This window comes from Aerococcus urinaehominis, from assembly GCF_001543245.1.
Classification (GTDB): Bacteria; Bacillota; Bacilli; order Lactobacillales; family Aerococcaceae; genus Aerococcus; species Aerococcus urinaehominis.
Map to the genome: position 1 here is coordinate 1,549,668 of NZ_CP014163.1, position 26,822 is coordinate 1,576,489.

25 protein-coding genes are annotated in these 26,822 nt (G+C 47.6%); 8 read left to right on the forward strand and 17 right to left on the reverse strand.

The genetic code is table 11. The features are described from left to right. Window positions 1-11 precede the first annotated feature (11 nt). Complete coding sequence (locus AWM75_RS07310; RefSeq protein WP_067980211.1) at window positions 12-728, forward strand: DUF554 domain-containing protein; 717 nt, start codon at window positions 12-14, stop codon at window positions 726-728. Window positions 729-799: 71 nt separating this feature from the next. Here the strand turns inward: AWM75_RS07310 and AWM75_RS07315 are convergent, their stop codons facing one another. Continuing rightward, complete coding sequence (locus AWM75_RS07315) at window positions 800-1,471, reverse strand: helix-turn-helix transcriptional regulator (RefSeq protein WP_067980214.1); 672 nt, start codon at window positions 1,469-1,471, stop codon at window positions 800-802. A 287-nt stretch (window positions 1,472-1,758) separates the two neighbouring features. On the opposite strand from AWM75_RS07315, the gene AWM75_RS07320 reads away from it, so the two are divergent. The 5 genes from AWM75_RS07320 to AWM75_RS07335 all read left to right on the forward strand — a co-directional run bounded on the left by AWM75_RS07320 (window position 1,759) and on the right by AWM75_RS07335 (window position 5,654). Further along, complete coding sequence (locus tag AWM75_RS07320; RefSeq protein WP_067980217.1) at window positions 1,759-2,118, forward strand: Rid family detoxifying hydrolase; 360 nt, start codon at window positions 1,759-1,761, stop codon at window positions 2,116-2,118. A 34-nt stretch (window positions 2,119-2,152) separates the two neighbouring features. Next, entirely contained in the window at window positions 2,153-3,175 is a 1,023-nt protein-coding gene (locus AWM75_RS07325; RefSeq protein WP_067980220.1) for a PTS sugar transporter subunit IIC, read from the forward strand. 62 nt (window positions 3,176-3,237) lie between these two features. Further along, window positions 3,238-4,581, forward strand: a complete 1,344-nt coding sequence (locus tag AWM75_RS07330) for a D-serine ammonia-lyase (RefSeq protein ID WP_067980223.1) — start codon at window positions 3,238-3,240, stop codon at window positions 4,579-4,581. Between the two features lie 96 nt (window positions 4,582-4,677). Continuing rightward, window positions 4,678-4,851 (forward strand): hypothetical protein, encoded by a 174-nt coding sequence (locus tag AWM75_RS08760; protein WP_158320175.1) that lies wholly within the window; start codon window positions 4,678-4,680, stop codon window positions 4,849-4,851. A gap of 71 nt (window positions 4,852-4,922) precedes the next feature. Further along, window positions 4,923-5,654 carry a glucose 1-dehydrogenase gene (locus AWM75_RS07335; RefSeq protein ID WP_067980227.1) on the forward strand — a complete coding sequence of 244 codons (732 nt, stop codon included), beginning with the start codon at window positions 4,923-4,925 and terminating at the stop codon, window positions 5,652-5,654. Window positions 5,655-5,897: 243 nt separating this feature from the next. Here AWM75_RS07335 and AWM75_RS07340 read toward each other — a convergent pair whose 3' ends face one another. Together AWM75_RS07340 and AWM75_RS07345 are read right to left on the reverse strand one after the other, a co-directional pair. Next, window positions 5,898-7,145 (reverse strand): peptidase U32 family protein, encoded by a 1,248-nt coding sequence (locus tag AWM75_RS07340; protein WP_067980231.1) that lies wholly within the window; start codon window positions 7,143-7,145, stop codon window positions 5,898-5,900. 20 nt (window positions 7,146-7,165) lie between these two features. Then, the gene (locus tag AWM75_RS07345; RefSeq protein ID WP_067980234.1) at window positions 7,166-8,086 is read right to left on the reverse strand and encodes a peptidase U32 family protein; all 921 of its coding nucleotides are present in this window, start codon (window positions 8,084-8,086) and stop codon (window positions 7,166-7,168) included. Window positions 8,087-8,296: 210 nt separating this feature from the next. Between AWM75_RS07345 and AWM75_RS07350 the strand changes: the two genes are divergently transcribed. Continuing rightward, complete coding sequence (locus AWM75_RS07350) at window positions 8,297-9,154, forward strand: MetQ/NlpA family ABC transporter substrate-binding protein (protein WP_067980236.1); 858 nt, start codon at window positions 8,297-8,299, stop codon at window positions 9,152-9,154. 67 nt (window positions 9,155-9,221) lie between these two features. Here the strand turns inward: AWM75_RS07350 and AWM75_RS07355 are convergent, their stop codons facing one another. From AWM75_RS07355 to AWM75_RS07410, 12 genes are all read right to left on the reverse strand, one after another. Further along, the gene (locus AWM75_RS07355; RefSeq protein WP_067980239.1) at window positions 9,222-9,983 is read right to left on the reverse strand and encodes an alpha/beta fold hydrolase; all 762 of its coding nucleotides are present in this window, start codon (window positions 9,981-9,983) and stop codon (window positions 9,222-9,224) included. Between the two features lie 15 nt (window positions 9,984-9,998). Beyond that, window positions 9,999-10,652, reverse strand: coding sequence for an ABC transporter permease (locus tag AWM75_RS07360; protein ID WP_067980931.1), 654 nt, complete (start codon window positions 10,650-10,652; stop codon window positions 9,999-10,001). Window positions 10,653-10,660: 8 nt separating this feature from the next. Beyond that, window positions 10,661-11,620, reverse strand: a complete 960-nt coding sequence (locus tag AWM75_RS07365; protein WP_067980242.1) for an osmoprotectant ABC transporter substrate-binding protein — start codon at window positions 11,618-11,620, stop codon at window positions 10,661-10,663. Further along, entirely contained in the window at window positions 11,613-12,260 is a 648-nt protein-coding gene (locus AWM75_RS07370) for an ABC transporter permease (protein WP_067980245.1), read from the reverse strand. The genes AWM75_RS07365 and AWM75_RS07370 overlap by 8 nt, the downstream gene beginning before the upstream one ends. Then, window positions 12,253-13,425, reverse strand: coding sequence for an ABC transporter ATP-binding protein (locus AWM75_RS07375; RefSeq protein ID WP_067980247.1), 1,173 nt, complete (start codon window positions 13,423-13,425; stop codon window positions 12,253-12,255). Before AWM75_RS07375 ends, AWM75_RS07370 begins: the two co-directional genes overlap by 8 nt. Before the next feature lie 165 nt (window positions 13,426-13,590). Beyond that, complete coding sequence (locus tag AWM75_RS07380; RefSeq protein ID WP_067980250.1) at window positions 13,591-15,387, reverse strand: ABC transporter ATP-binding protein; 1,797 nt, start codon at window positions 15,385-15,387, stop codon at window positions 13,591-13,593. Then, window positions 15,377-17,113 (reverse strand): ABC transporter ATP-binding protein, encoded by a 1,737-nt coding sequence (locus AWM75_RS07385; protein WP_067980253.1) that lies wholly within the window; start codon window positions 17,111-17,113, stop codon window positions 15,377-15,379. The genes AWM75_RS07380 and AWM75_RS07385 overlap by 11 nt, the downstream gene beginning before the upstream one ends. A gap of 373 nt (window positions 17,114-17,486) precedes the next feature. Then, complete coding sequence (locus AWM75_RS07390) at window positions 17,487-19,112, reverse strand: ABC-F family ATP-binding cassette domain-containing protein (RefSeq protein WP_067980256.1); 1,626 nt, start codon at window positions 19,110-19,112, stop codon at window positions 17,487-17,489. A 237-nt stretch (window positions 19,113-19,349) separates the two neighbouring features. After that, window positions 19,350-20,594, reverse strand: a complete 1,245-nt coding sequence (gene ppk1 / locus AWM75_RS08855; protein ID WP_067980259.1) for a polyphosphate kinase 1 — start codon at window positions 20,592-20,594, stop codon at window positions 19,350-19,352. Further along, window positions 20,581-21,498, reverse strand: coding sequence for a polyphosphate kinase (locus AWM75_RS08860; RefSeq protein WP_067980263.1), 918 nt, complete (start codon window positions 21,496-21,498; stop codon window positions 20,581-20,583). The genes ppk1 and AWM75_RS08860 overlap by 14 nt, the downstream gene beginning before the upstream one ends. A 75-nt stretch (window positions 21,499-21,573) precedes the next feature. Continuing rightward, window positions 21,574-23,106, reverse strand: a complete 1,533-nt coding sequence (locus tag AWM75_RS07405; protein WP_067980266.1) for a Ppx/GppA family phosphatase — start codon at window positions 23,104-23,106, stop codon at window positions 21,574-21,576. A gap of 37 nt (window positions 23,107-23,143) precedes the next feature. Next, entirely contained in the window at window positions 23,144-24,037 is an 894-nt protein-coding gene (locus AWM75_RS07410) for a Cof-type HAD-IIB family hydrolase (RefSeq protein ID WP_067980276.1), read from the reverse strand. A gap of 164 nt (window positions 24,038-24,201) precedes the next feature. Here AWM75_RS07410 and ung point away from each other — a divergent pair, with 164 nt between their 5' ends. Beyond that, entirely contained in the window at window positions 24,202-24,879 is a 678-nt protein-coding gene (gene ung, locus AWM75_RS07415) for a uracil-DNA glycosylase (protein WP_067980281.1), read from the forward strand. A gap of 449 nt (window positions 24,880-25,328) precedes the next feature. Here ung and AWM75_RS07420 read toward each other — a convergent pair whose 3' ends face one another. Beyond that, complete coding sequence (locus AWM75_RS07420) at window positions 25,329-25,763, reverse strand: BlaI/MecI/CopY family transcriptional regulator (RefSeq protein ID WP_067980286.1); 435 nt, start codon at window positions 25,761-25,763, stop codon at window positions 25,329-25,331. Between the two features lie 31 nt (window positions 25,764-25,794). After that, window positions 25,795-26,745, reverse strand: coding sequence for an alpha/beta fold hydrolase (locus tag AWM75_RS07425; RefSeq protein ID WP_067980289.1), 951 nt, complete (start codon window positions 26,743-26,745; stop codon window positions 25,795-25,797). Between the last annotated feature and the right edge of the window lie 77 nt (window positions 26,746-26,822).

A 26,822-nucleotide genomic window follows, 5' to 3' on the forward strand; every position in this document is an offset into this window, starting at 1 on the left:
GAGGGATTTTTGTGTCAATTTATTTCGGGGTTATGGTAGAGATTGCTGTGATTTTTATCTTTACCACTATCGGCCTATTACTAGGTGATTTTCTCCCTGACCGGGTGCGGGCTGGCTCCCTGAAGGCGATTGGTGCCGTGATTGCCTATCTTGGGGTAAGCGGGGCCAGTGATAGCCAGGATTTGGTCATCTTGATTGCTAGCCTCTTAATTGGCACCATGATTGGTGAGTGGCTTGATTTAGAAGGACGGCTCAACCAGGGGGCCGACCATTTGAAGGCCCGTTTTACCAGGCAAGCGACTGACACTAACCATAGTTTTGCTCACGGTTTTGTGACAGCTTCTATCGTGATCTGTGTCGGCGCTATGACCGTGTTGGGCGCTTTGAATTCCGGCCTTCATGGGGACCACAGTTTACTGTTAGCTAAGGCTGTGATTGTGGCTATTACTTGTATCGTCTTTGGGGCGACATATGGCATCGGTACTTATTTTGCTAGTTTAACGGTTATCATTTACGAAGGGGGCCTGGTGACACTAGCAGCTTGGTTGGCCCCACTTTTAACTGAACCAGTGATTGCTGAGATGTCCGCGGCTGGATCCTTAATTTTAATTCCTCTTGGTCTAAATATGCTAGAAGCGACTGATATTAAGGTCACCAACCAAATTCCAGCTATTTTTGTGCCGATTGGCTTAGTGCCCCTGGCGGATTGGTTGACTAGCCTGTTTTAGAAAAGATAATAAGACAAAAGAACCTCGCCTTGAGCATTTGGCTTCAGGCGAGGTTCTTTTGTTGATTAAGGCTAATTTTTTGGGATCATGCGCCGGTAGCGATAGATTGAGGGTTCTGATACACCCAGAATCTGGGCAACCTGGCTGACTGACCCTTTAATTTGAAAGACGCCACGTTCTTCTAAGCGGGCAACAATATCCACCCGGGCTTCCTGGGTTAGCTGCACGTTCTCATTCAGTTGGTCAGCACCGACGACTTGGAGGATGATATCGTGGAGGCTCTCGGACAAGACTTCCGCAAAATCGTCCTCTGCTTCAGGACGGGAGTCGACCATTTCAGCGGTCCTGATATTGATTGGCAGGTTAAGCATACGGATAATATCGTCGGCCATTTCAAACTGCTTGCTATAGTCCATATTGATACAGAGCATGCCTAAGAGGTCTTGCTGGTTATTTTTAATAAAGAAAGTCGACCCTTGGAGCAATTTACCTTGTTGCGTCTTGGTCTTGTAGTCGACTAGGTAATCCTGGTCCAAATAGGTTTTATTATTGATTAAATCCAGGGCAAATTGGGTGATGGGGGAGTCCTTACTGCGTCCTGAGAGCTGGCCGTTGATAATTTCAGCGATATACATATCACCATCCGTATCAAAGGCATGGAGGACAAATTCAAATTGGTCACCGATAGCCTGACCTAGGAAACGAACGAGGCTAATATATTGTTGGATTATTTCATCTGGCATGTGGGCCCCTCCTGACATTAGCAAATATTATATTCATTATACCCAAAGCCCCCAGTAAAACAATAAGTACTTATAGATGTAATAATAAATTATCATCAAAAAAGCGCTTAAAATACAATAATTGTATAATCAAACAGATAAACTAGGCTTATTAACGTTGATTTAACAAGCTTTCTCTTTAATGAGAATAATTTATAATAACTTATTATTATTATCGTGATAATAAATTATTGATTAGGTAGCGCTTACATGATAAAGTTAATTTAACTTAAACGAGGAGGTTAATTATGAGCAACATACCCAAGGCAATCGGTCCTTATTCAATTTATACGGTGATGGGTGACTACTTGTACACGTCTGGCCAGCTGCCCCTGGATCCTGAAAGTGGTCAATTGGTAACAGGCTTTGAAGCCCAATGCCGCCAATCCTTTACCAATATTAAAAATATTTTGGCCCAAGAAGGTCTGGCTTTAGCTGACCTGACTAAAGTAACTGTTTATCTGTCAGATTTAGAAAATTTTGCGGTGGTTAACCAGGTGATGTCGGATATTTTAACGCCACCATATCCCATTCGGACTGCTTATGAAGTAGGTCGCTTGCCCCAAGATGCCCTGGTCGAAATCGAAGCAGTTGCTAAAATGACTTAGTCTTAGATAAGATGAAAGAAAGTAGGAAGTAATAATGGAAATTTTAATGGGTACTGTATGGCTACTTGTCGTACTAGCTATTTTCACTTTATTTAATTACAAGGCGCCGCATGGTGCTAAGGCCATGGGGGCCCTGGCAGCAGCTGCCTGTGCTTCGTTTTTAGTAGAGGCCTTTCAAGACTCCTTTTTCGGTTCAGTGCTAGGCATTGAATTTCTTGGTGAAGTCGGGGCCGCCAATGGCGCCTTAAGTGGGGTAGCAGCGGCTATCCTAGTAGCCATTGCCATTGGTGTCCAGCCTGGTTACGCAGTACTCATTGGTCTAGCAGCCTCTGGTACCGGTATCCTGCCAGGCTTCGTCGCTGGCTACCTGGTTGCCTTTCTCGTGAAGTGGATTCAAGAAAAGGTACCGGGAGGCTTAGACCTGATCACTATCATTATTGTTGGTGCGCCTCTGACTCGGGCGGTGGCACTCTTTATGAGTCCGATTGTTGATTCAACCCTCTTGCGGATTGGGGAAATCTTGATTGCTTCGGCAGAATCTAGCCCAGTGATTATGGGAATTATTCTGGGTGGGGTAATTACGGTTGTGGCGACAGCGCCCCTATCTTCTATGGCCTTAACAGCCATGCTAGGCTTAACAGGGACGCCAATGGCTATCGGTGCTATGGCGGTGTTCGGGTCATCCTTTATGAACTTTGTGATTTTCCACAAGCTGAAATTAGGTGAGCGCAAGGATACGATTGCCTTTGCCATTGAACCTCTGACTCAGGCCGATGTGACCTCAGCCAACCCCATTCCCATTTATACCATCAACTTCTTTGGCGGGGCAGCTAGTGGTGTGTTGGTCGCCTTGATGGGTCTGATTAACAACACACCTGGGACAGCCACCCCAATTGCCGGTTTTGCGGTAATGTTTGCCTATAACCCAGTTACTAAAGTCTTAATTGCTGGTTTGGGCTGTATCATGCTATCAATTATTGCTGGCTACCTAGGTTCACTAGCCTTTAAGAATTACCCAGTTATCACTAAGCAAGAGCTGGCCCACCGTGAAGATTAGGTCAATGTCTTGTTGATTATTACTAATATAAAACTGAAACAACTTTTAATGGAGGAATTAATATGTCTTTAGACCAATATCTAAGTAAACAACCCCAACTAGCCCAAGTATTAAATTATGAACCCATTTTCTGGATCAATGACCACTATCATGGGGTTGACCAGGCCAACCAAGTTTCCCAGTATTCAGTCGCTGATGTTAAGGATGCTGAAGACCGTCTGGCGCGCTTTGCCCCCTTTATCGCCGACCGTTTTCCCGATACTCAGGCTAATAATGGCTTGATAGAGTCCTATATTAGCAAAACTGACCAGTTCAAGGCCTATTTAGAAGATAAGTATGATACCCAGATTAAAGGGGACTATTACTTAAAACGGGATGATGACCTACCGATTGCGGGTACCATCAAGGCTCGGGGTGCTATCTATGAGGTGCTTAAACACGCTGAAGATATGGCCTTGGAAGCTGGCTTATTGACCGGCTATGATGATGACTATCGTAAGTTCGCCAGCGATGACTTCCAAAATTTCTTTAAAGACTATGAAATTGTGGTTGGTACCACTGGTAATTTGGGTATTTCTTCTGGTGTCATGGGGGCAGCACTTGGCTTCTCGGTGACCATTCATATGTCAGAAGAGGCGAAACAATGGAAGAAAGACTTCTTACGTTCGCACGGCATCCAGGTGGTTGAGCACAAGACTAACTTTACTGAGGCGGTTAACCAAGGCCGGGCTGCTTCTGATGCTGATCCGAAGTCCTATTTTGTTGACGATGAGCACTCGGTTAACCTGTTCCTGGGCTATACGGTAGCCGGGTCACGATTGAAACAACAACTCGATGAAGCCGGTATTGTGGTCGACGCTGACCATCCGCTCTTTGTCTTTAATCCATGCGGAATTGGGGGTAGCCCAGGGGGGATCTGCTTTGGTCTTAAACAAATTTTTGGAGACCATGTCCACTGTTTCTTCGCCCAACCTACCCATATGCCGTCCATGTTATTAGGGGTCATGACTGAAAAATATGCTGGTATTTCAGTGACGGATGCTGGCCTGGATGCCAAGACCAATATGGATGGTTTGGCGGTCCCAAGAACGTCAGGTTTTGTGGCTGAATTGATGCACAATTACTTCAATGGCGGCATTACCATTACTGAAGAAGACCAAAAAGAACTCCTAACCGCTATGATTGATACTGAAAATATTCCGCTTGAGCCCGCTGCCTTGGCAGGGACACCAGGGCCAGCCATGCTCTTTGCGACTGAAGCCGGCCAAGCCTACTTAGACAAGTATGATCTAAGAGACAAGATGGACCAGGCCACCCATATTGCTTGGGCAACTGGTGGGTCAATGGTGCCAGCCGATGAGATGCAAGCATTTTATGATGAAGGTAAAGATTTAGTCGCTAAATAAAGTTGGCAATTGATTAAGGGCTAGCAGGGTAAACTTGCTAGCCTTTTCACAATATTAGGGTCTGTGCTATAATAGAATTGTTAGGAGATGAGAAAAATGACCGAAAAAAATAATGATCAAGAAGTAAACTTGGCGAAAAAAATGGAAGAGGTCAATCAAGCAGGTTGTGACTTTTGTGTTGGCACCAGCTACCAGGCAGTTGAATCAGAAGATGCTTTTGCCCAGTTATTAAAGGCCTTGGGTAAGGATCCAGCTGAATCAGAAAACTAACTTGCCATTTTGGTTAAATAAGTTATAATTAAGCCATAAATGAAAGCGCTTAATTATAAGGAGATGATCTAATGGGTAAGTTAGCAGGTAAGGTAGCTATTATTACAGGTGGCGCCAATGGCATGGGGGAGACCCACGTCCGCTTATTTGTTGCAGAAGGGGCTAAGGTGGCTATTACCGATATTGATGCGGAAAAAGGCCAGGCTTTAGCGGACGAACTTGGTGATGTGGCCATCTTTATCAAGCATGATGTATCTTCTGAAGCGGACTGGCAGGCGGTGGTTAAGGAAACCGAGTCGGCCTTCGGACCAATTAATATCTTAATTAATAACGCCGGTGTCTCGACGGTCCTATCTGCTGAACACTCTAGTTTAGATGAATATATGCAGGTTATCAAGATTAACCAGGTTTCTGTCTTCTTGGGTATGAAGTATACCATTGCTTCTATGAAGGAGGCCGGTTCGGGTGCCATTGTCAATATTTCTTCGATTAATGGCTTGAACGGTGGTGCTATTGCCTACACTGACAGTAAGTTTGCGGTGCGTGGCATGACCAAGGCGGCAGCCAAGGAATTCGCCCGGTATGGGGTTCGGGTTAACTCAGTCCACCCGGGCATTATCCGGACGCCAATGGTGGAGAACTCTGAGGCCTACGAGCAAATCCAGCAAATGGTTGGTATGGTGCCCCTGCAAAGAATGGCTGAGCCAGAGGAAATTTCAAAATTGGTGCTATTTTTAGCTTCTGATGATGCCAGCTACTCAACTGGATCTGAATTTATCGCAGATGGTGGTATCCTAGCCTAGTAAACCAGTAAATATAGTATTTTGTCAGCCAGCCAGGCTAGCTCTTGGCTGGCTTTTATTGTTTGTGGTGGTGCGGGGGCTTAGCAAGTAGTTGATCAGGATTTGGGATGAGTAGGTTCGGATTGATATTGCAGTGGTTGAAGTCAGCTAAGGCTTAAGATAGCTTAGAATGAACTGGGACTTTGCCAGTAATAAATGAAAAAGCGCCGGCCACTAGGGCCGGCGCTATCATAATCATTAGTTTTAGACTTGCTTGCGGATCATGTCGTGTTTTTCAACGGGTTGGTCTACCTTCATAGTAACAATCTGCATGGCATGGGGGGCGCGGTCGATGGCTTGACCGTCCTCATCCCGCATAGCGGTTAGTTCTTGTTGGAAGTGGCGCATGCCGGGACCGTAAAATTCGATCTGGTCGCCGACACCAAAATTGTTGCGCTGTTGAATGGTTGCGATTTGGCTGGCCTCGTCGTAGTCGACAACCTGGCCAACAAACTGATAGCGGGGGAGGCGGCGACGCTTGCCAAAGAGCTGCTCATTTTCAGTTGGCTTACCGTAGAAGAAACCAGTAGCTAGTTCGCGCTGGGCTGCCTTCCAGAGTTCGTCAATCCATTCTTGTTCTACTTCATAGTTATCTGGGTCTGCCAGGTAGGCATCAATGGCCTTGCGGTAGACATTAACGACCGTTGAAACGTAGTGGATAGATTTCATCCGGCCTTCAATTTTAAGGGAGTCGATACCATTATTAATAATATCTGGAATATGATGAATCATGGCCAGGTCAACGGCTGACATGGCGAAGGGTTCTTTGATGTCACTACCTGCTTCACCCTTACCAACCATGTGCTTGTCCCCTAAAGCTGGCATATCATAGAGGCCATAACGCCAACGGCAAGACTGGCAACAACCGCCCCGGTTGGCATCACGGTCGGCCATATGGTTAGATAAGGTGCACCGGCCTGAGTATGAAATACACATGGCCCCATGGATAAAGGCCTCGATTTCGACGCTAGTATTTTGGCGGATCTCTGCGACTTCAGCCATGGAAACTTCCCGGCCTAACACGCACCGGGTCAGGCCAGCTTCTTGCCAGAAATTCAGCGTTTCATAGTTAACAGCTGATTGCTGGGTAGACAGGTGCATTTCGAGACCGGGCGCTTGACTGGCACAGATTTGCATGAGGGCTGGGTCAGAGATAATGACCGCATCAATACCGATATCGCGAATGGTTCGGAAGAAGTCACCTGAACCGATCTCATCACCAACGTGGGTGACCATATTAGAGGCCACATAAACTTTAGCACCATGTTGGTGGGCAAAGTCAACGGCTTGGCGCATTTCATCATAGTCAAAGTTACCGGCCCGGCTCCGTAAACCATAGGCCTCGCCCCCAATATAGCAGGCGTCAGCGCCATAATGAATCGCAATTTTTAATTTTTCTAGGGTCCCGGCTGGGGCTAAGAGCTCAGGTCTTTTTAAAGTTTTCTCAGTCACAAGGGTCAACCTTTCTATTGTTATTGGACTTTGTCTTTGGCGTAAAGGAAGAAACCGGTTGATAATTCCCGGTTAGCGGGGTGGAGGGCGGCTAATTTCTCGTCATAAGCTTGGGCCAGGTCCTCATGCCATAAACCTTGGGCAATCAGGTCGCGGGCCTCCACAAAGAGTTGGTTAATATCAACGAAATCTTGGCCCGGACACAAGACACCATCGTTATACCAGTGGTTGATGCCGATTTCAGTTAATTGGTCCAGGTGTTGGATCAAGTCCAGGTCATTGTTGGCAAAAATATGGGTGCCGTGGCTGTCTTGGTAGACAGAGTAGTGGGTATCCGGTTTGTTAGGTTCTGATAAAAAGAGCTGGCGTCCCTCAAGTTCCTCGGTGTCCTTACCGATAAAGTTAAAGTAATTATCCAAGAGCAGCCGGCCTGACTGGTGGATACAAGAAGCCCCATAAGTTTGGACAATAAGGGGGATTTGCGCAGCCTGGGCCATATCAACCAGTTCGGCATAAGGGACTTCGCGGGCGACCAGGGAGGCCACTGCGCCGTATTTGGCCCAGAAGTTGACCTGGCCGGGACTGGTTACTAAGACCGCTGCGTCATAGATATAGGGCATGCGGTATTCGGAATCCTTGAGAATTTGGATAAGGCCCGTATCTCCTACCATCAATAGGTCAGCCCCAGTGGCCTGGACCTGTTTGAGGAAGGCTCTAGCCGTTTTAATTTTATCGTTGTGGAGGATGGCGTTGGCAGCCACGATGACCTTTTTACCAGCCTGGTGGGCATAGTCAACGGCAGCCTGTATTTCTTCAAAGGTCAAATAGCCGGGTAGACGTAAGCCGTAATCTTTTTCACCGACAACCAGATAATCAACCCCAATGTCAACTAACTGGCGGGCTTGGTCTAGTGATTCAGCTGTTGCAATCAACTCAATCATGGAATTCCTTCTTTCTTTAACTTTTTCACAATCTTTTCTATTGTAAGACCTTTTTCCAAAAATGTCTAGACTTTTGAGCAGATAGCTTGACTTAACTCTGACGGGTAAACCAGCTGGCGAGAAAGTCAGGGTTAGAAAAATATTTAATCAACTTTTAAAAAATCTTAAAATATGCTATAATCGCCCTATCTTTTTAGAGGGGGATGCCTGATGTTAAAAAAATTAAGTTTATTATTAGCGGCAGCTGGTCTTTTGGCTGCTTGTGGGGGTAGCAATGACCAGGAAACGATTAAAGTTGGGGTGACTGGTGACCAGGGCCGGGAGCTCTGGGAGGATGTAGAAGCCCGCTTTGAGGCGGATACTGGTGCGGATATGGAAATTGTGGTCTTCAATGACTATGTCCAACCCAATGTGGCCTTGCAAGATGGTGAACTAGACCTCAATGCCTTCCAACACTCTGCCTATCTAAGAGACTATCTTAATAATGAAGGTGGCCAAGAAGACTTAACGGCCTTAGCCTACACCTTTATTTCACCGGTCCTGGTTTTCTCTGACCATATCGACCAGGTTAGTCAAATTCCTGATGGGTCTAAAGTAGCTATTCCCAATTCACCGACTGTTGCCAACCGGGCTTATTTAGCCTTGCAGGCAATGGGCCTCATTAAGTTGGACCCAGCGGTTGGTTTTGAGCCTACCAAGGATGATATTGTGGAAAATACGAAGAATATTGAAATTGTGGAAATGGAAGCCAGTCAGGTGCCGCGTTCTTTGGCTGATGTTGACTTGATTTTAACGGGAACTGATTTCGCTGTGGATGCCGGTCTTAAAATCGCTGATGCGATTTATTCAGATACCGACCAATTAGACAAGGTTGATCCGACCAAGAAAAACATTATTGCTGTTAAAAAAGATCGGGCGGAAGAAGAATTAATTCAAGCAGTGGTGCGCCACTACCATCAGCCTGAAACAGCTGAAAAAATCAAGGAAGTCTCTCAAGGTGCTAACCTACCAGCCTGGAGCGACCAAGATGATGCCTTAGGCGATTTTGAAAAATTAATGGCCAAGTAATAGAGAACTCGCTAATAGCAAATAAATAAGCCCACTAGGCAGAAGTGCCTGGTGGGCTTGTTTTGATTTAATAAAATTTGCTGATATAGGCCGCTGAGGCGGTCATGATTTCGAAGGGTACCCAATGGTCCTGGTCCTCAAATATGGTAAAGTCAACCAGGTCAGGGTCAATCGCTTGCTTGATTTGCGGCACCAGCTGGCGGTTGATCGCCGTTTTAACCCAGTCATCTTGGCCCCCATTATAAATATAAAAGGGAAGGCCGGCGATTTGATTAGTTTGCCGGGCCAGGTTATGGTCCTTAATATAGGCCCAATACTGGGCTTGGTCGGCTGCCTGGTCAGGGGTCAGGTCTGACTTTATGCTGGCCCCTAGCTTGCCCTGACTCAGTTGGTCTAACTGGGCCTCCAGGTCCAGGGCAGCAATGTACTGGACAGCGGCGGCTAGCCGGTCCCGGTAGCCCGCTATAATCAGGCTGACGGTCATACCACCCATAGAGGTGCCAAAAATCGCCACTTGATCTACCTGGTAGTGGGCCAAAACAGCCTGGGATAACTGGTCAAATTCTTGGCAATTATGGGCTAGGCTGGCCAAGAGGTCGACCTGGGGCTGGTAGTGGTAGCCAGCTGGCCGGCGCTGGCCGTGTAGGTAGGCATCTGGCAAAATGACCTGGAAGCCTTGGCGGGCAAAAGCAATTGCTTGAGGCAGGACAGATTCCTTGGTATTGGTCCAGCCATGGTAGCCAATAATGACCCGGTTAGCCTGGGCCTGGTCCGGATGAACGGACAGGCAGGGAATACCAGCAAAATTTACTTCTTCAATGGTATACATGGTCGTCCTCCCTCCTTACTTACGTGACGGGTCGAGGCGGCCTTCCAACCAGCCCATAAGTAGGTCAGCCACAATGGACATGAGGGCAATAGGGATGACACCGGCCAGGATAATGGCGGTTCCTTCTGAGGCGTTAACCCCGCGTGATAGGATGGAGCCTAGGCCACCAGCCCCCACAAAGGTCCCAATAGTAGCAATCCCAATGGCTGTGATAAAGGCATTGCGGATGCCTCCCATAATAACTGGCATGGCTAAGGGGAACTCGACCTTAAAGATTAATTGCTGCTTGGTCATCCCCATACCGATGCCAACATCCACAATATCAGGATCAATATTGCGAACCCCTGTGTAGGTATTACGCAAGATGGGCAGGAGGGAATAAAGAAAGACTGTCAGCACAACCAGGTTAGCCCCTAGGCCCATAACCAGCATAACCACTGAGAGCAGGGCTAGCGATGGGACTGTTTGGATGATATTCGCAAATCCGAGTACATACTTGGCCCAGCGGTCTTGCTTGGCAATATAGAAACCGAGCGGGACGGCCAGGATAATGGCAAAGAGGGTCCCGTAGATGGCCATTAAGGCATGTTGGCCAAATTGATAGACAATATAAGCCATATTTTCTGAATAATAGACCATAAGTTGGTCCCAGAGATTTAATTGGGTCATATCGGTCATTAGTTAGCCAACTCCTTTCTGACAGGTTCTAAGTAAGGTGCCTTGTCCTCAAAAAAGTTCTTACGTAAGAGCCACTCTCTGGCTACAGTAGCGGGCTCGAGCAGGTAGTTATCTGAGGTATAGTTGAGTCTTTGCATTTCTTCATTAGAAATTTCACCAGCTAATTTGGCCATTATGGCATCAATTTCCGGATGGGCCTCCCGAACCTGGTTGGTGACCACTGGGCTGGCATCATAAGGGGGGAAGAGCTGGCGGTCATCTTCTAAAACTACCAGGTCTTCAGCAATAATCCGGCCATCGGTGGAGTAACCTAAGACGACATCAACTTCACCAGAAGCCACCGCCGTATAAACTAGGCCGATGGTCATCGGATAGAGGTTAGGGAAGTCAAAGCCATAGGTCTCGACAAAGTTGGCATAACCATCACCGTCACGGTGGATCCATGAGTTGTCAACGCCGACCTTGACTTGGTCAGCATAAGGGGCCAGGTCAGAGACCTTAGAAATTCCTTTTTCTTCGGCATCTTGACGACGAATCATAAAAGCATAGGAGTTGGCAAAACCATAGGATGGATACCAGGTTTGGTCAAATTCCTCTTCAAAGCCGGCCACTACTAATTGGTAGGCCTTGTCAGGGTCGGTCACAGCTGGCAGGCCTAATTCACCAGTTAAACTGGTACCTGTATAGCGGACGGAAGCCAGGTTGGCGTCCCCGGTCATAAAGGCGGCATGGTTCATAGATGACGAGCCTAGGTTGGTGATATGGTCAACCGGGAGATTGGTATAGTGTTGGATCATATACATGTTAATATAGCCCATAATTTCTGCTTCGGTAGTTCCTAACGAAGCAATCGAAATGCCATCCTGGTTGCCCGAGCTTGATAGGCCAGGCAAACTGCAGGCAGCCAGGCTAGCGGTGGCTAAAAGTAGGACTAGGATTTTTTTAAGAGATCTAAGCATCTTTAACCTCCTGACTAGATGTGGTTTGGGGGCTAGTCCAGTCCTCTAACTTGGCCATCAGCCAGTCGACAACCAGGGCGAGGATGGTAACTGGAATGGTGCCTCCTAAGATCAGGTCCGGCCGGAAGAGGTTGAGCCCGTTAAAAATCATCTCACCCAAACCACCGCCACCGATATAGGCAGCCAGGGTGGCCCAGGCAATGACATAAACCGCTGACAGGCGGATGCCAGCCATAATGACTGGTATAGCTAGGGGGACTTGGACCTTGCGAATCAGTTGCCAGCGGGTGAAGCCCATCCCCTTACCGGCGTCCAGGATATCCGGGTCAACCGCCGTCATGCCCAAGTAAGTATTTCTAAGGATGGGTAAAAGGGAATACAGGAATAAGGCAATAACAGCTGGCCTTTTGCCAACCCCAAAAATCGGAATCATTAAGGCTAAGAGGGCTAGCGTAGGTATGGTTTGTAAAATAGATACCAGGGAAATAATGCCATTGGCCACTTTACGGTGTTGGGACAGCAAGATGCCCAAGGGGACAGCCACGACAATGCCAGCGATTAAGGCAGTTAGGGAAATGGTGATGTGTTCGCCCAAAAGTCGCAGGACTTCACTACCTTGACTCTCTAAGAAGTTAATCATCAGCCGTCACCGCCTGGTCTTGGAGTTGGTCGAGGATGACTTCAGGATCATCCCCCCATACGGCTTCATAGATTAGGTTAACCAGGGTCGCCCGAGTCACTAAACCGGTTAGAGTACCGCTATTGTTAACCACTGGCACGTTGGCTTGCTGGCCTTTTAAAATCCGCTGCATGGTGTTTTGGACCAAGGCATCTTCTTTAACTGGATTTAATTTCCGTACCATGACCTCTAAAACTGGCCGTTGTAGGTTCTTGTTTTGGGTGATGTCAGTTAGGCTGACCTTGCCTAGCAGGTGGTTGTAGTCGTCCACCACAAACAGGCTGTCGACATAGTTGTCGCGCATGATTTGCAGGGCATCACCGGTGGTTTTACCCAGGTCGATGGTGAGCGGGTTGGTATTCATGATTTCCTTAACCTTAACCAGGTTGGTTTTGGCCTGAACTAGGCGGTCCTCACCCAAGAAGGAGCGGACATAATCATTGGCCGGTTTACTGATAATATTTTCTGGGGTATCGTATTGGACCAATTCCCCTTGGTGCCAGATAGCAATTTTATCTGCCAGGCCTAAAGCCTCATCCATATCATGGGTAACAAAGACAAAGGTGGCCTGGTATTCTTCTTGGAGTTCCTTAACTAGTTCTTGTAGGGCATCGCGCGTAATGGGGTCCAGGGCGCCGAAAGGTTCATCCATAAGGACAATTTCCGGGTTTGCAGCCAGGGCACGGATGACCCCGATTCTTTGCTGCTGGCCACCGGATAATTCAGAAGGATAGCGGTCTAAATAGTCTTCAGGTAATTCCACCCGGGCTAAGAGCCGCTTAGCAATATCCTGGCAGTCGCCCTCTGAATAGTCCAAGAGGCGGAGCACGGTTACGATATTTTCATAGATGGTCATGTGGGGCATAAGGCCGACCCTTTGAATGACGTAGCCAATTTTACGGCGCATTTGTACCGGGTCCATATCGGTGGTCTTTTTACCATTGATGAGAATTTCACCCTCAGTGGGGTCATGCATGCGGTTAATCATGCGTAGGGCGGTAGTTTTACCTGAACCAGAGGTGCCGATAAAGCAGACAAACTCCCCCTTATTAATGGTAAAACTGGCTGGTTTTAGGGCTTGGACGCCCCCAGGATAGGTCTTAGCGACCTGCCTAAATTCAATCATGATTTCACTCCTTGTTAGTTTAAAAATTAAAAATTAACAAAATTTACACATATATATTTAGACTAGCAAGAAATTGCCTGATATGCAAAAGATATCTCGGGATATTGTGAAATAAAAACAAAAAAGGTCTGTACCCAAGGGTTCAGACCTTCTTTAGTTGTGAATTTAGTAGCCCATGCTGATTTCAGCTGGGTCATCTTCATTAAATTGTGACCGGTAAAGATCGGCATAGAAGCCGTCAGCAGCCAGTAATTCCTCGTGGTTACCGTGCTCGATAATATTTCCTTCCTGCATGACTAGAATCATATCAGCATTACGGATGGTTGAGAGCCGGTGGGCAATGACGAAGGAAGTCCGTCCTTCCATAATCTTGTCCATGGCGCCTTGGATCAGTTTTTCCAAGCGGGTATCTACTGAGGAAGTGGCTTCATCCAGGATTAGGATATCAGGATCAGCAATAATAGCCCGGGCAATGGTCATCAATTGCTTTTGACCCAGAGACACGTTATTGGCCTCCTCGTTAATTTCCATCTTGTAGCCCGATGGCAGGGTGGAGATAAAGTGGTCGACATTGGCTACCTTGGCCGCATCGCGTACCTGGTAGTCTGTGGCCTGTAAATCACCGAAACGAATATTCTCTTCAATGGTATCGGTATAGAGCCAGGCATCCTGGAGGACCATGCCCATATGGCTGCGTAAGTCAGCTCGGTCCAGGTCCTTGATGTCGATGCCATCAATTTTGATGGCGCCTTTGTCAACGTCATAAAAACGCATGAGCAGGTTAATCAAGGTCGTTTTACCGGCGCCAGTCGGACCAACCACAGCCACGGTGTCCCCGGGCTTAACGGTAAAGTTGATGTCAGTCATCAGGGGCTTGTCTTTGTGATAACCGAAACCAACATGGTCAAATTCAACTTGGCCGGCAACCTGGTCACGCAGCTGAGCCTTAGCCGGGCTCTGGTCTTCTTCAGCTTCGTCTAGGAAGGAGAAAATCCGTTGGCAGGCGGCAAAGGCTGACTGAATCAGCCCCATCATCTGGGTAATCATGGTGATGGGTTGGTTGATTTGCCAGACATATTGGACAAAGGCTTGCAGGTTACCGACAGTTAAGCGGCCAGCGATGGTCATGAGCCCACCTACCACCGCAATCACCAGGTAGCAGGCATTGGCAATCATGTTGAAGAGGGGCATCATCAGTCCGGATAGGAAGGAAGCCCGGAAACCATTTTCATAAAGCTGGTGGTTCTTGGCTTCAAAAGCTTTGACTGATTCCTCCTGTTGGCCATAAACCTTGATTTCGGTAAAACCGGATAGCTGCTCTTGGGTGAAGGCAAAGAGGTCACCCAAGGCATCGGCCTGGGCCTGGAAGGCAGGCTGGGACCAATTTAAAATCAAGCGGCCCAAGAGTAAATTAAGCGGAATCATGACGATAATAATCAGGGCCAGTTGCCACTTGAGATAAAGCATGAAAGCAATGGCGAAGGAGATGCTGAGGAAGCCGTTGGCCAGCTGGATAAAGGATTGTTGCATGGCGTTGGAGACAGCATCCACATCATTAGTCATCCGGCTGAGCACATCGCCTACCTGGTGACGGTCAAAGTAAGCCACTGGCAGGCGGTTAATTTTTTCAGCGATATCATTGCGCAGGTCATAAATTGCCGATTGGACCACATTGGTGAGCCAGAATTGACCCAGAAACATAGAAACATGGTAGACCATACCACGGGCAAAATAGAGGACCATAATTTTTAAAATATAGTCGTAATTGATGCCTGCTCCTGGCACGCCTTGCGCCATAGCAACCACATTCTTGGTCACTTCGGTAATGGCTAGGCCAATCACAAAGGGCTCCAGGGTTTGGGAAATGGTTTGTAAGAGTGACATTAAAAGGGCCCCGAAGAATTGCAAGCGTTTCGGTCGCATGTAGGGCCAGAGGCGGGCCAAACTTTCTTTAATAGTCATTGTTTAATTCCTCCTCTGTCAGTTGTGATGAGGCAATATCGTAGTAAATCGGTGAAGATTTAAGCAGTTCTTGGTGAGTACCCCGGGCCACGATCCGACCCTTGTCTAGGACAATAATCTGGTCAGCATGCATAATGGTCCCAACCCGTTGGGCCACAATAATGGTTGAAGCCTGCTTGGTTTCTTCCTTAAGGGCCGCCCGAACTTCCGCATCGGTCTTATAGTCTAGGGCCGAGAAGGAGTCGTCGAAAATATAGATTTCGCGACCGCCAATAATCGAGCGGGCAATAGATAGCCGCTGCTTTTGCCCCCCTGATAGGTTAGAGCCACCTTCAGCTAGGTGGGTATTAAAGCGGGTTTCCAGCCGCTCAATAAATTCGCGGGCGTGAGAAATATCGGTGGCATGGACCATTTCTTGCTCAGTAGCATCTTCCTTACCATAGCGGAGGTTATCGGAAATATCTCCAGTAAAGAGCAGGGCTTTCTGGGGGGTATAACCGATTTTTTTCCGCAGGTCATCAAGGTCATAGTCACGGACATCGATGCCGTCAACTAGGACCTGACCGGCAGTTGCGTCATAGAAACGTGGAATCAATTTAATGATGGTTGACTTACCGGAACCTGTTGATCCGATAAAGGCGGTGGTTTCACCGGCCTTGGATTTGAAGGAAATATCGCGGAGAACGGGTTCTACAGCATCTGGATAGGCAAAGTCAACATGACGGAATTCCAGGGTTCCCTGTTCCGGGGCTCCTTTCACCGGATTGTCAGGATTCTCTACGGTAATTGGTGTGTGTAAGACCTCTTGAATCCGGCCGGTTGACACCATCATGCGCGGGTACATCATGAAAATATTAGAGAAAACAATCAGGGAGAAGAGAGCGTGGAAGGCATACTCGATAAAGGCCACCAGGTTACCAATTTGTAGGTTCTGGGCCTCAATCTGCTGGCTACCGTACCAGAAAATCACAATAATCACGGCATTAAGCAGGAAAGAGAAGACAGGTGGTGTGGCTGCCATCCAGCGGAAGAGCTTGGTTGACAGCTGGCGGAATTTTTGGTTGACTGCCACAAAGCGGCTCTCCTGGAAGTCTTCTCGGTTAAAGGCTCGGATTACCCTAAGCCCAGTAATGGACTCCCGCAAAATCCGGTTAATTTTATCCAGGTTGCTTTGCTGGGCTTCAGAAATGGGCCGGCTGACCTTGGCTACCAGGACAATCATGCCGATAATCAGGGGAACTACAGGCAAAATAAAAAGACCTAGTGACGGGGAGGTCAACCAAATCATGTAAACAGAGACCCCAATCATAACCGGTGAAGACAGGCCTTGACGCAGGAACATTTCAGTAAATTGTAGCAAGATAAAGGCATCCGTAGTAATCCGGGTGGTTAGGGACGGCACACCTAATTCTTGAAATTCGTGGTGGGACAGGGATTGCATCTTGGCATAGACCTCGTTACGAATAGTCATGGTCATGTGATTGACAATTTTCGCCGTGGCATAGGCAGTTAGGAGGCGCCCTAAGAAACCGACCACAACTATCGCCAGCATGATCCAACCATAAAAAAGCACTTGGTCACGGTTCTGGGGAATGATGGCCTGGTCAATCATATTGGACAGGACAGTTGGCATACCCAGGGTCACAAAGACAAAGGCCATAGTACCTAAAGCCACAAAAAATAGCTCTTTAGGATAGGCCTTGAGGTAGTTTAGGATAAAACGCATAGACTAGCTCCTTATTCTAAATTTTTACTTGCCCTCTCATTGTAAGCAATGAAAATAGTGATTGCAAGTTTAAGTAAATGTCCTTTTTAATCTAGCTGCGGAAATTAAGGATCGGCTGCTGAACGCACAGTCATTTAACTCATCCGGAAATTTTACTAGCCATTTAGTTTATGAAATCAAAAAACCGCCTGTGGGGGCAGGCGGTTGGTTCCTATTTTCATAGGAAAAGCAACTAGGGGTTGCGAGATACTTATATTATAAGTAAGGATTATTTAATTCTTGTAAATTTATTGTAAAAATTTTGTAAATTTGAAAAAGTAGCCGCGACGTGTTAAAACAGGCCAGCATTTACCAGCCTGTTTTCTAATTTAGCTTATTCATAGAGTTTATCAACCCGAGCTTGGACATCTTCATTAGCTAGATACTCTTCATAGTTGGTATCAAGGCGGTCAACCATGCCATTAGCTGAAACGTGGATGATTCGGTTGGCAATGGTGTTGATGAACTCGTGGTCATGACTGGAGAAGAGGATAGCACCCTTGAAGGCAATCAAGCCGTCGTTAAGAGCGGTAATAGACTCTAAATCTAAGTGGTTGGTTGGGTCATCGAGGACTAGGACATTGGCCTTCTCTAGCATCATGCGTGAGAGGAGGACGCGGACCTTTTCACCCCCGGATAGGACATCAACTTTTTTATTGACATCTTCACCAGAGAAGAGCATGCGACCGAGGAAGGAGCGTAAGAAGGTATTGTCCTGCTCTTCCGGGCTGGCAAACTGGCGTAACCATTCTAAGATGGTATAGCTTGACCCTTCAAATTCGTGGGAAGAATCCTTAGGTAGGTAGGACTGGCTCGTGGTGACCCCCCACTTGTAGGAACCAGTGTCAGGCTCTAATTCACCCATCAAGATTCTAAAAAGGGTGGTGGTGGCGATATCATTGCGGCTGAGGAAGGCAATCTTGTCTTCACGGCCGACGGTAAAGGTGATATTGTCTAATACCTTAACGCCATCAATGGTCTTAGAAAGGTTTTCTACTGACAGGACATCGTTACCGATTTCCCGTTCCATATCAAAGCCAACGAAAGGATACTTGCGGCTAGATGGTTGGATATCATCTAGTTCAATCTTATCGAGCATCTTCTTACGGGAAGTCGCTTGCTTAGACTTAGAAGCGTTGGCAGAGAAGCGGGCGATGAAGTCTTGGAGCTCCTTGATTTTTTCTTCTTTTTTAGCGTTTTGGTCAGCTTGGAGTTTAGCTGCCAGTTCAGAAGATTGCTTCCAGAAATCATAGTTACCCACATACAATTTAATCTTACCAAAGTCCACGTCACAGATATGGGTGCAGACCTGGTTTAAGAAGTAACGGTCATGGGATACGACGATCACGGTATTGGGGAAGTTAATAATATATTCCGCCAACCACTCGATGGCTTGACCGTCCAAACCGTTAGTCGGCTCATCCAAGAGCAGGACATCAGGGTTACCGAAGAGGGCTTGGGCCAGGAGGACCTTAACCTTATCAGCCTCACGCAATTCGCTCATTTGTTGGTAGTGCATATCTTCGGTGATTCCTAGGCCAGTTAATAATTGGGCAGCCTCTGATTCGGCCTCCCAACCATTCAGTTCAGCGAATTCACCTTCTAACTCACCGGCCTTGATACCGTCTGCCTCGGTGAAGTCTTCCTTGGCATAAAGGGCATCACGCTCGGTTTTAACCTCATAGAGGCGTTTGTTACCCATGATGACTGTATCCATGACTGGATATTCTTCATAACCAAAGTGGTTCTGGCTTAGAACCGACATCCGCTCGTTGGGATCTAAGTGGACATCCCCAGTTGATGGGGCGATTTCCCCTGATAAAATTTTTAAAAATGTTGATTTACCAGCACCATTAGCGCCGATAATACCGTAGCAGTTGCCCTCTGTAAATTTAAGAGTGACATCGTCGTAAAGTTTGCGATCTGAAAAATGAAGACTAACATTGTTTACCGCTAGCATATTTTCTTCCTTTCTGGGCTTGTTTTCCTAGACTAATATACATGATGGTCTGGATAAATGCAAAGAAATTCGGCCTTAAGACCTGTCGCAGTCTCAGGGCAGACTTGGTAAGCGGACAGTAAGCAGCTTGTTCGACCCCTAGCTAGCTAAAATGAGTCAATATAAAAAGCTAGGCCCCGGCCTTGGTGACCAGTCCTAGCGCTCAGTAGCTAGCTAGTTCGTCCTAGTCTAGCTGTTTTATTTTTTTGCTCGGTTAAGTTTGCTTGGCCACTTGCGATTGTTACCGTCCTGGTCTGATTGCTGGCGTTCCAGCCGCGCCTTGACCATAAAGACATACTGGGCATTAATTGGCGCTTGATCATTTTGGACATAGGCATAGCTGGAATCAGCGCGTTTATAGCGGGCCTTGGTGTTATCATCGAGATAAATTTGCAGGATCTCTAAAATTTCCTTTTTAATATAAGGGTCTAGAATCGGAAATTCAATCTCCACCCGGCGAATCATATTGCGGGTCATCATATCGGCTGATGATAGGAAGAGCCGGTCCTGGCCATTACGGTTGAAGTAGTAGATGCGACTGTGTTCTAGGAAGCGGCCCACTACTGAAATCACTCGGATATTTTCACTCAGACCAGAAATACCTGGAATCAAGCAACAAATACCTCGGATAATCAAATCGACCTTGACCCCAGCCTGGCTGGCTTCATAGAGTTTTTTGATGATATCCAAGGAGGTCAGCGAGTTCATCTTGGCGATGATATGGCCGTTACCATAGCGTTGGTGGCTGGCAATTTCCTCATCAATTTCTTCCATAAAGGAGTCGCGGATATCAAAGGGTGAGACGTGGAGCTGGTGGTAGTCGGGTTGGTCGGAGTAGCCAGAGAGATAGTTGAAGAAGTTAATGGCATCCTCAATGATTTCCTGGTTGGTGGTCAAGATGCCCATGTCCGTATAGCCGCGGGCGGTCTTGTCATTGTAGTTACCCGTGCCCAGGTGGACATAGCCTTGGAAGCGGTCCTGCTTTTTCTTAATAACCAGGGCAATTTTAGAGTGGGTCTTGAGCTGGGTCATGCCATAAATGACATGGGCACCCGCTTTTTCAAGGACCTTGGCCCATTGGACATTGTTTTCTTCATCAAAGCGGGCCTTTAATTCCACTAGCACAGTGACTTCCTTACCCAACTGGGCTGCTCGTTTTAAGGCAGCGATAATGGGCGAGTCAGCCGACACCCGGTAGAGGGTTTGCTTGATGGCTAGGGTATTGGGATCATCAGCGGCCTGGTCGATAAATTCCACCACGGGATCAAAGGAATCATAGGGGTGGTGGAGGAAGACATCCTGCTTTTCCATCACCTTAAAGAGGTCGCGGTCATAGAGTTCGCTGGGGTAAACGGCTTTGAACGGTGGAAAGCTCTCTTCCGGATAGTAGTCCTCTAAGTAGTCGATGGCTTGGCCCAAACCAGTTAGGTCAAGGGGGGCCATCCACCAGGTAGAGGTCTTGGTCTGTTAATTCCAGACTGTCCAGCAAAAAGTCGATATCGGCTTGGTCTGTGTCGGGGTTAATAAATCGCTGGTCGATTTCTATCCGCACAGCCATCCCTTGGCGACGCTTAATCAGATAATCTTCAATCACAGCTAAAAGATCCTGGGCCCCTTCCTCCTGGATATCCAAATCAGCATTGCGGGTGATGCGGAAGAAGAAGGCAGATTTAACTTGGTAGCCTTGGAACAGCTCGCCAATAAAGTGGCGGATAATTTCTTCAGTGTAAACCAAATAATGGTTCCCATCATGCTGGCAGGTGTGGAATCGTTTCATCAGTTGGGGCAGAGGGACGATAGCTAGCTTTTCTTCCTGGCCAGCCTTTTTTAAACGGACAAAGAGGTTGATAACCTTGTTGTTGAGGTTGGGGAAGGGGCGGTAGGCATCAATACCGAGCGGGGTTAGAGCTGGGTAGATGTCATTAAAGGACTCCAGCTTTAATTGGTCAAGGACCTGGTCAGACAATTGGTCCACCCCTTGGAAATAGATGCCCCGGTCTTGGCACAGGGCGACCAGGTCATGATAGAGGCCGTATTGGTAGTCGACTAGTTTGTGGTTGACCTCAGCAATGGCTTGTAACTGTTGGGCAGGGGTCCACTGTTTTTTAGAATCCCTGGTTTTGACCTGCCAGTGGTCCTGGTCTTGGAGCCCCGCCACCCTAACCATCATAAATTCATCCAGGTTAGAAGCGCCAATGGAGATAAAGCCCAAGCGTTCCAAGAGGGGGTTGCGGCTATCTTCAGCTTCCGCTAAGACCCTTTGGTTAAAGGATAGCCAGGAAATTTCCCGGTTGTCATAATAGTCAGGATTATTAAAATCGGTTATTTTTTGCTTTTCACTTGTCAAGCTAATCATCCTTTCAAAAAAGTTGCTACTTACTTTCTTGACCTGCCCCCACAAGTCTGATTATCTCGCTTGGTATTACTTGGCCTTAATAAAGTCGATAGCTAAGTCAGCCCCTACAATGCGTTCGATATGCTTAATCTGGTTGTTGGCCTTATTGGGCTCGGCAATCAGGTTGCCGTGGTAGTAAATTTCTAACCGGTAGTCACCCTTTTTCTTAACCAGCTTAATATCTTTGACGATATTATAGTGGGAATCGTTTAAGCATTCTGCGAACTTAATGATGCCGCCGATATGTTGCAAGCACTTGAGCTGGTCGCTCGAGAAGGTAATTGGATAGGTTTGGCTATATTGCTTGAAGAGGCCCTTGTTTTTATAGGAGGCCACTAGCGCCAAGGCTAATTGGTCCTGGTGGGAGAAGCCAAAGAGGCTAATATTAGACAGGATGTAGAAGCTGTGCTGGGAAGCGGCAGCTGGGTCGATTGCCTTGCCCAAGAAATAAGCATAGGCGCCGTAGCGCAGGAGTTCGCTTTCCTGGTCAGTTAATTTGAGCAAGCCAGCATCTATCATGGCCTGGGCTAACTCTTGGGCAATGACCATGCGCTGGGCCCCATCGGCCATGGAGAAATGGTAGCGGTCGGCCAAACGTTCCACACTTTCAGTGGCCACTTGGTTGATGTCATAGGCGCCAGGATAGCGGTCTTGGACATACTGATAGAGGATCCCTTCCCGCAAACCGTTGTTGGAGAATTTAAAGCAAGGCGCTTGGACAAAGTTAACCAGTTCAGTAAAGACGAGGCTAGCCGGCACGATAATGTCAGCCCGGTCAGCATTTAAGCCTTCTACCTTGTCCATTTGGTCCGCATCAACCTGGCCAAAATAGTCTAAAACCTTGGTCAGATCATCGGGGGCTAAAACATAGTTATGCAGGCTACCCATGGTGTAGCCGGTTTGGGCCTGGTGAACCCGGGCCACGTTCCGGGCGGAACCACCAATGGCGATAATCGGCAGTTTTAAATCTTTCATAAAAGGCTGGTCACTGAAGGCTGCCTGGATATAGGCCCGTGTCTTTTTAATAGCTTTTTTATCATTATGGGCCTTGCCTTGGAAGAAGAGGGATTGCAGGGTTACTGCACCAAAGGGGAAGGAGTGGGAGTGGACAATCTGCTTGTCCTTAAAGTAGGTAATTTCAGTTGACCCCCCACCGATATCGACGGTAACCGCTTCCCTGTCAGCCATGGTGTGGATGACGGCATTGAAGCCGTAGTAGGCCTCCATGGGGCCCGAAACCAAATCGATGGTGAGCCCGGTCCGTTTTTTGACCTGGTCGATGATATCATTCACATTAGCTGACTGGCGGATGGCTGCGGTGGCCTTGGGGAGAATTTGGTCGCACTTCATGATAGCGGCCTCATGGTTAAAGGCATCCATGATATCGCAAAGGCAATCAATCCCTTCCTGGCGCATGACACCGTCTTCCAGATATTGAAAGAGGCGGGCTGGGACCTTAATGTTTTGTATTTCACGGAAGTCCAAATTATTAGCCAGCTGGAAAATGACCAGGCGGATGGTATTGGATCCGATATCAATTAGGGCAATTCTTTCTTTCATAAAGCTACCTTCCTAACTAGACTTGCGACAGGCAATTTTACTGGTTAAATTTTTCTCTAGTTTGGGTCATTGCCAAGCTGCGTTCAATGGCCTTAGCGACACCGGCATGACGGTTGGATTCAGTCCGGTACTTGGCGTGTTTAAAGACACCCTCCTCGGCGTTACCCATGGCATAAGAATAGCCAGCGATCTCCAGCATCGGGACATCGTTATAGTTGTCACCAATGGTCATGGTCTTGTCTAAGTTGTAACCATGGGCTTCGGCATAACGCTTGATGGCCTCACCCTTGGTGGCAGTTTTATGGGAAACTTCCATATTATAAAAGAAGGAAGAGGTGATATAGATATCCTGGTAGCTGGCTTCTAAATCATTCCAGGTGGCTGCTAGGGCTGGTTGACCAGCTGGATCGACGAAGGTAATTTTGACAATTTTTTGCCCTTCCTTATCAATCAGGTCAGCCAGATTATCCCGGTATTCGATGCTATCAACCTCATGGGACTGGGTAGCTCGCTGGCTGGCTTCCTCCAGACTCAGTTCAGGGTTTTGGGCCACAATGAGGGTAGCAATCATCTTGATCCGGTCTTCTCTAGAAGAAGAATAAACATTTTCGGCAGTCATGGCTTCCAGGTAGAAACCGCGGTCATAACCCATTGCCAGGATTCGTTTGGCCTGGTCATCATCTAAGGCGATTTCAAATTCCACTTGGCCGTCACGGTCGAATTGGATGGCACCATTGAGGCCAATAATCGGACAGCGGATACCGGCATTGTCTAAGGGAATCTTGGCTTCTTTAAAGTTACGTCCCGTACAAACTACAAAGGGAATGCCGAGACTATAGGTTTCTTTAATGGCATCAATGTTTTCCTGGGGGATTTCCAGGGTCTGGTCTAAGAGGGTACCGTCCATATCGGAAGCAATAAATTCTAGCATGGTTTTAACTCCTTTTTAAATCAAAACAACGACTTCTTTAAGCTCATTTTAACATGTTTTGCTATACTAAACTAGGAGAAGCAAAAGGGTGTCTTAAAAGTCACTTAAGGCTGAATCGATGATGCTGACTAATAGTGATTGAATGCATGTATAAAGGAGTAATTATGATTCCACAACTTGAGGGTTTAGTTTGGCAGGACCGCTTGGCAGCCTGCCTGGCTCAGCCAAAAATAAAGCAACTGGCAGATTTTGTTGCCCAAGAACGGGCCCATTACACGGTATATCCACCATCCCGTGACGTCTTTCACGCCTACCAGCTCACCGACTATGACCAGGTCAAGGTGGTCATTCTGGGCCAAGACCCCTATCACGGGCCTAATCAAGCCCAGGGTCTGGCATTTTCGGTCCAACGTGGCGTCAAGGTCCCGCCATCCTTGCGTAATATCTACCAGGAATTAGCCAGCGACCTAGGCATTGCCCCAGCTCAACATGGTGATTTAACATCCTGGGCCCAGCAGGGGGTCTTTTTATTAAATACCGTGCTGACGGTTCGGGCTGGAGAGGCCAACTCCCACCGCGGTCAGGGTTGGGAGTTAGTCACTGATGAAACTATCCGCCAACTTAACCAGCGTGACCAGCCCATTGTTTTTATCTTGTGGGGTAAGCCAGCCCAGACTAAGCGGGCCTTAATCGATGAGCGTCGTCATGCGGTGATTACTGCGCCGCATCCGAGTCCCTTGTCAGCCTACCGGGGTTTTTTCGGCAGTCGGCCCTTCTCACAAACCAATAAAATACTTGAAGCCAGTGGCCAAAAGCCTATTGATTGGCAGCTGCCGGAATAACTTTTAGTTAAAAAGGAGTTGGAAACCTAAAGTTCCAACTCCTTTGCTTGTTTATGATCTAAATCTTACTAGTTATTGCCACAGCTAATCCTTTGGCTTTCTAAAAATTAAGCCGATAAAATAAGCTAGGACCAAAAAGCCGATATTAAACCAGATTAAATAATTAAAATCGGTCAGCGAATTTAGACAAATATACAGGCCTAAAATCAGCAGAGCTAAGATAGTCGTCTTGAGGCCCTGCCTTACCGATACCGGCAAAACAAGTTCTTAAGCGGTAAAATTCGCAACCTTCCAGTGGTGCATTCCTGAGCGCCAGCCCTCACACCCTTTTTAGTCGGGTTCGAAAAAGCTGAACTGAAGTCCTTTCATAAAATCCGCCGCAATATCTGCGATATTGGGCGTCTTTTATTCCAAGGATTCAGTTCAAAGCGCTTTTTCTCACACCCTTTTTAGCTATGTTGGTGGCAGTTGCACTGACCGGGTTGGCAGGAACAAGGCACTTGGTCTACCAATTTTTTTGCCTCTAGGCAGGCGAGAATTTGATCGTGGCCAGCCTGGTCCAGATCAACCTGGTTGATGACTTCCATGACTAATTTGTAGCCATTTTTTTTGCAGGTGTGGTCAGTCAGCTGGTTGATACTCTCGGCTAGGGCCTGACTTTCAGAAATGGCGGCCTGGTAGCGGTAATAGTTTTTTTTCTTTTGGGTTTTTACCCAACCTTTTTTAACTAGACGAGCTAGCAGGGTTTTTATGGTGGTTGCCTGCCAGTCGTTAAAGGCGGTGGCGGCTTGGATGATGGCCTTGCTTTGGCTATCAGGATGGGCCCAGATTATCCGCATGATTTCCCATTCCGCTGGGCTGATCATCTCAGCAGTTTCAGACATTTCACATAACCTCCTTGGTCGCTGTAATCATTTATTGGTCAAGCCAGGTATTTAACCAGTTTAAGATATCCTGGTAGACAGCCTGGGCCCCGCTATACTGAAGTACCTCGTGGCCCTTGTTGGGGTAAACCAGCAAGCGGGCTGACTGGACAGGAGAAGCCTGGACCTGGTTAGCCAAGCGGTCCAGGTCACGGCCACCGTTTACCAGTGGGTCTTTTAATCCCCCGATAATCAGGAGTTTTAGTTGGGGGTCCAGGCGTTTGGCCCAACTTGGCCGCGTGGCCCGACTAGCTAGTTTCACTAATTCCGCAAAGCCATTATTGGTGAAGGGAAAGGCCGCCAGGGGAAAGTCATGAGTCTGGCCGGGTGCGGGGGGATACCAGAGGGGGTTGTCAGTCATGACGCCATCCTTGGTTTTGACTAGACCACCACCAAAGAGCTGGCGGTGGATGGCATAGTTAACCGCCTGGGGCTGGTAGAGGTTAAGCAGGTCAGCTACTTGGCCACCTAAAAAATATAGGAGGGAAGTGGCATTGGTGCCAGTTAAAATGCTGGCATCGACCTGGTTGCTGTACTGGTCCAGGAACAGGCGGGTAATATAAGACCCCATGGAATGGCCGAGGATAATATAAGCTAGGCCAGGAAACCGATCCTGGTTGGCTTGGACCACCCGCCTTAAATCTTCAACCAAATCACGGCTGGCCTGACGACTGCCAAAGTAACCCAAACGCTGGTTGGCTTTGGCCAGGGGCCCGTGGCCAATATGGTCGTGGCCCACCACTACAAAGCCTTGCCGGCTAAACCAGTTGGCTAAGTCCTGGTAGCGGGTAGCATGTTCCGACATACCGTGGACGATATGGATGATGGCCCGGGGTTTACGGTTGGTTGCTGGCCAGACATAATAGGGGATATAGGGGCGGTCAGGCAAACTAGATGGCAAATTGGTATAAGTTTGGTAAGGGACTTGCTGGTTCTTGGTCATAGGGCACCTCATTATTAGTTTTACTATCGTTTAATTGGCTTTTTTATATTTTAGACGACATTTGTAGACAAAGCAAG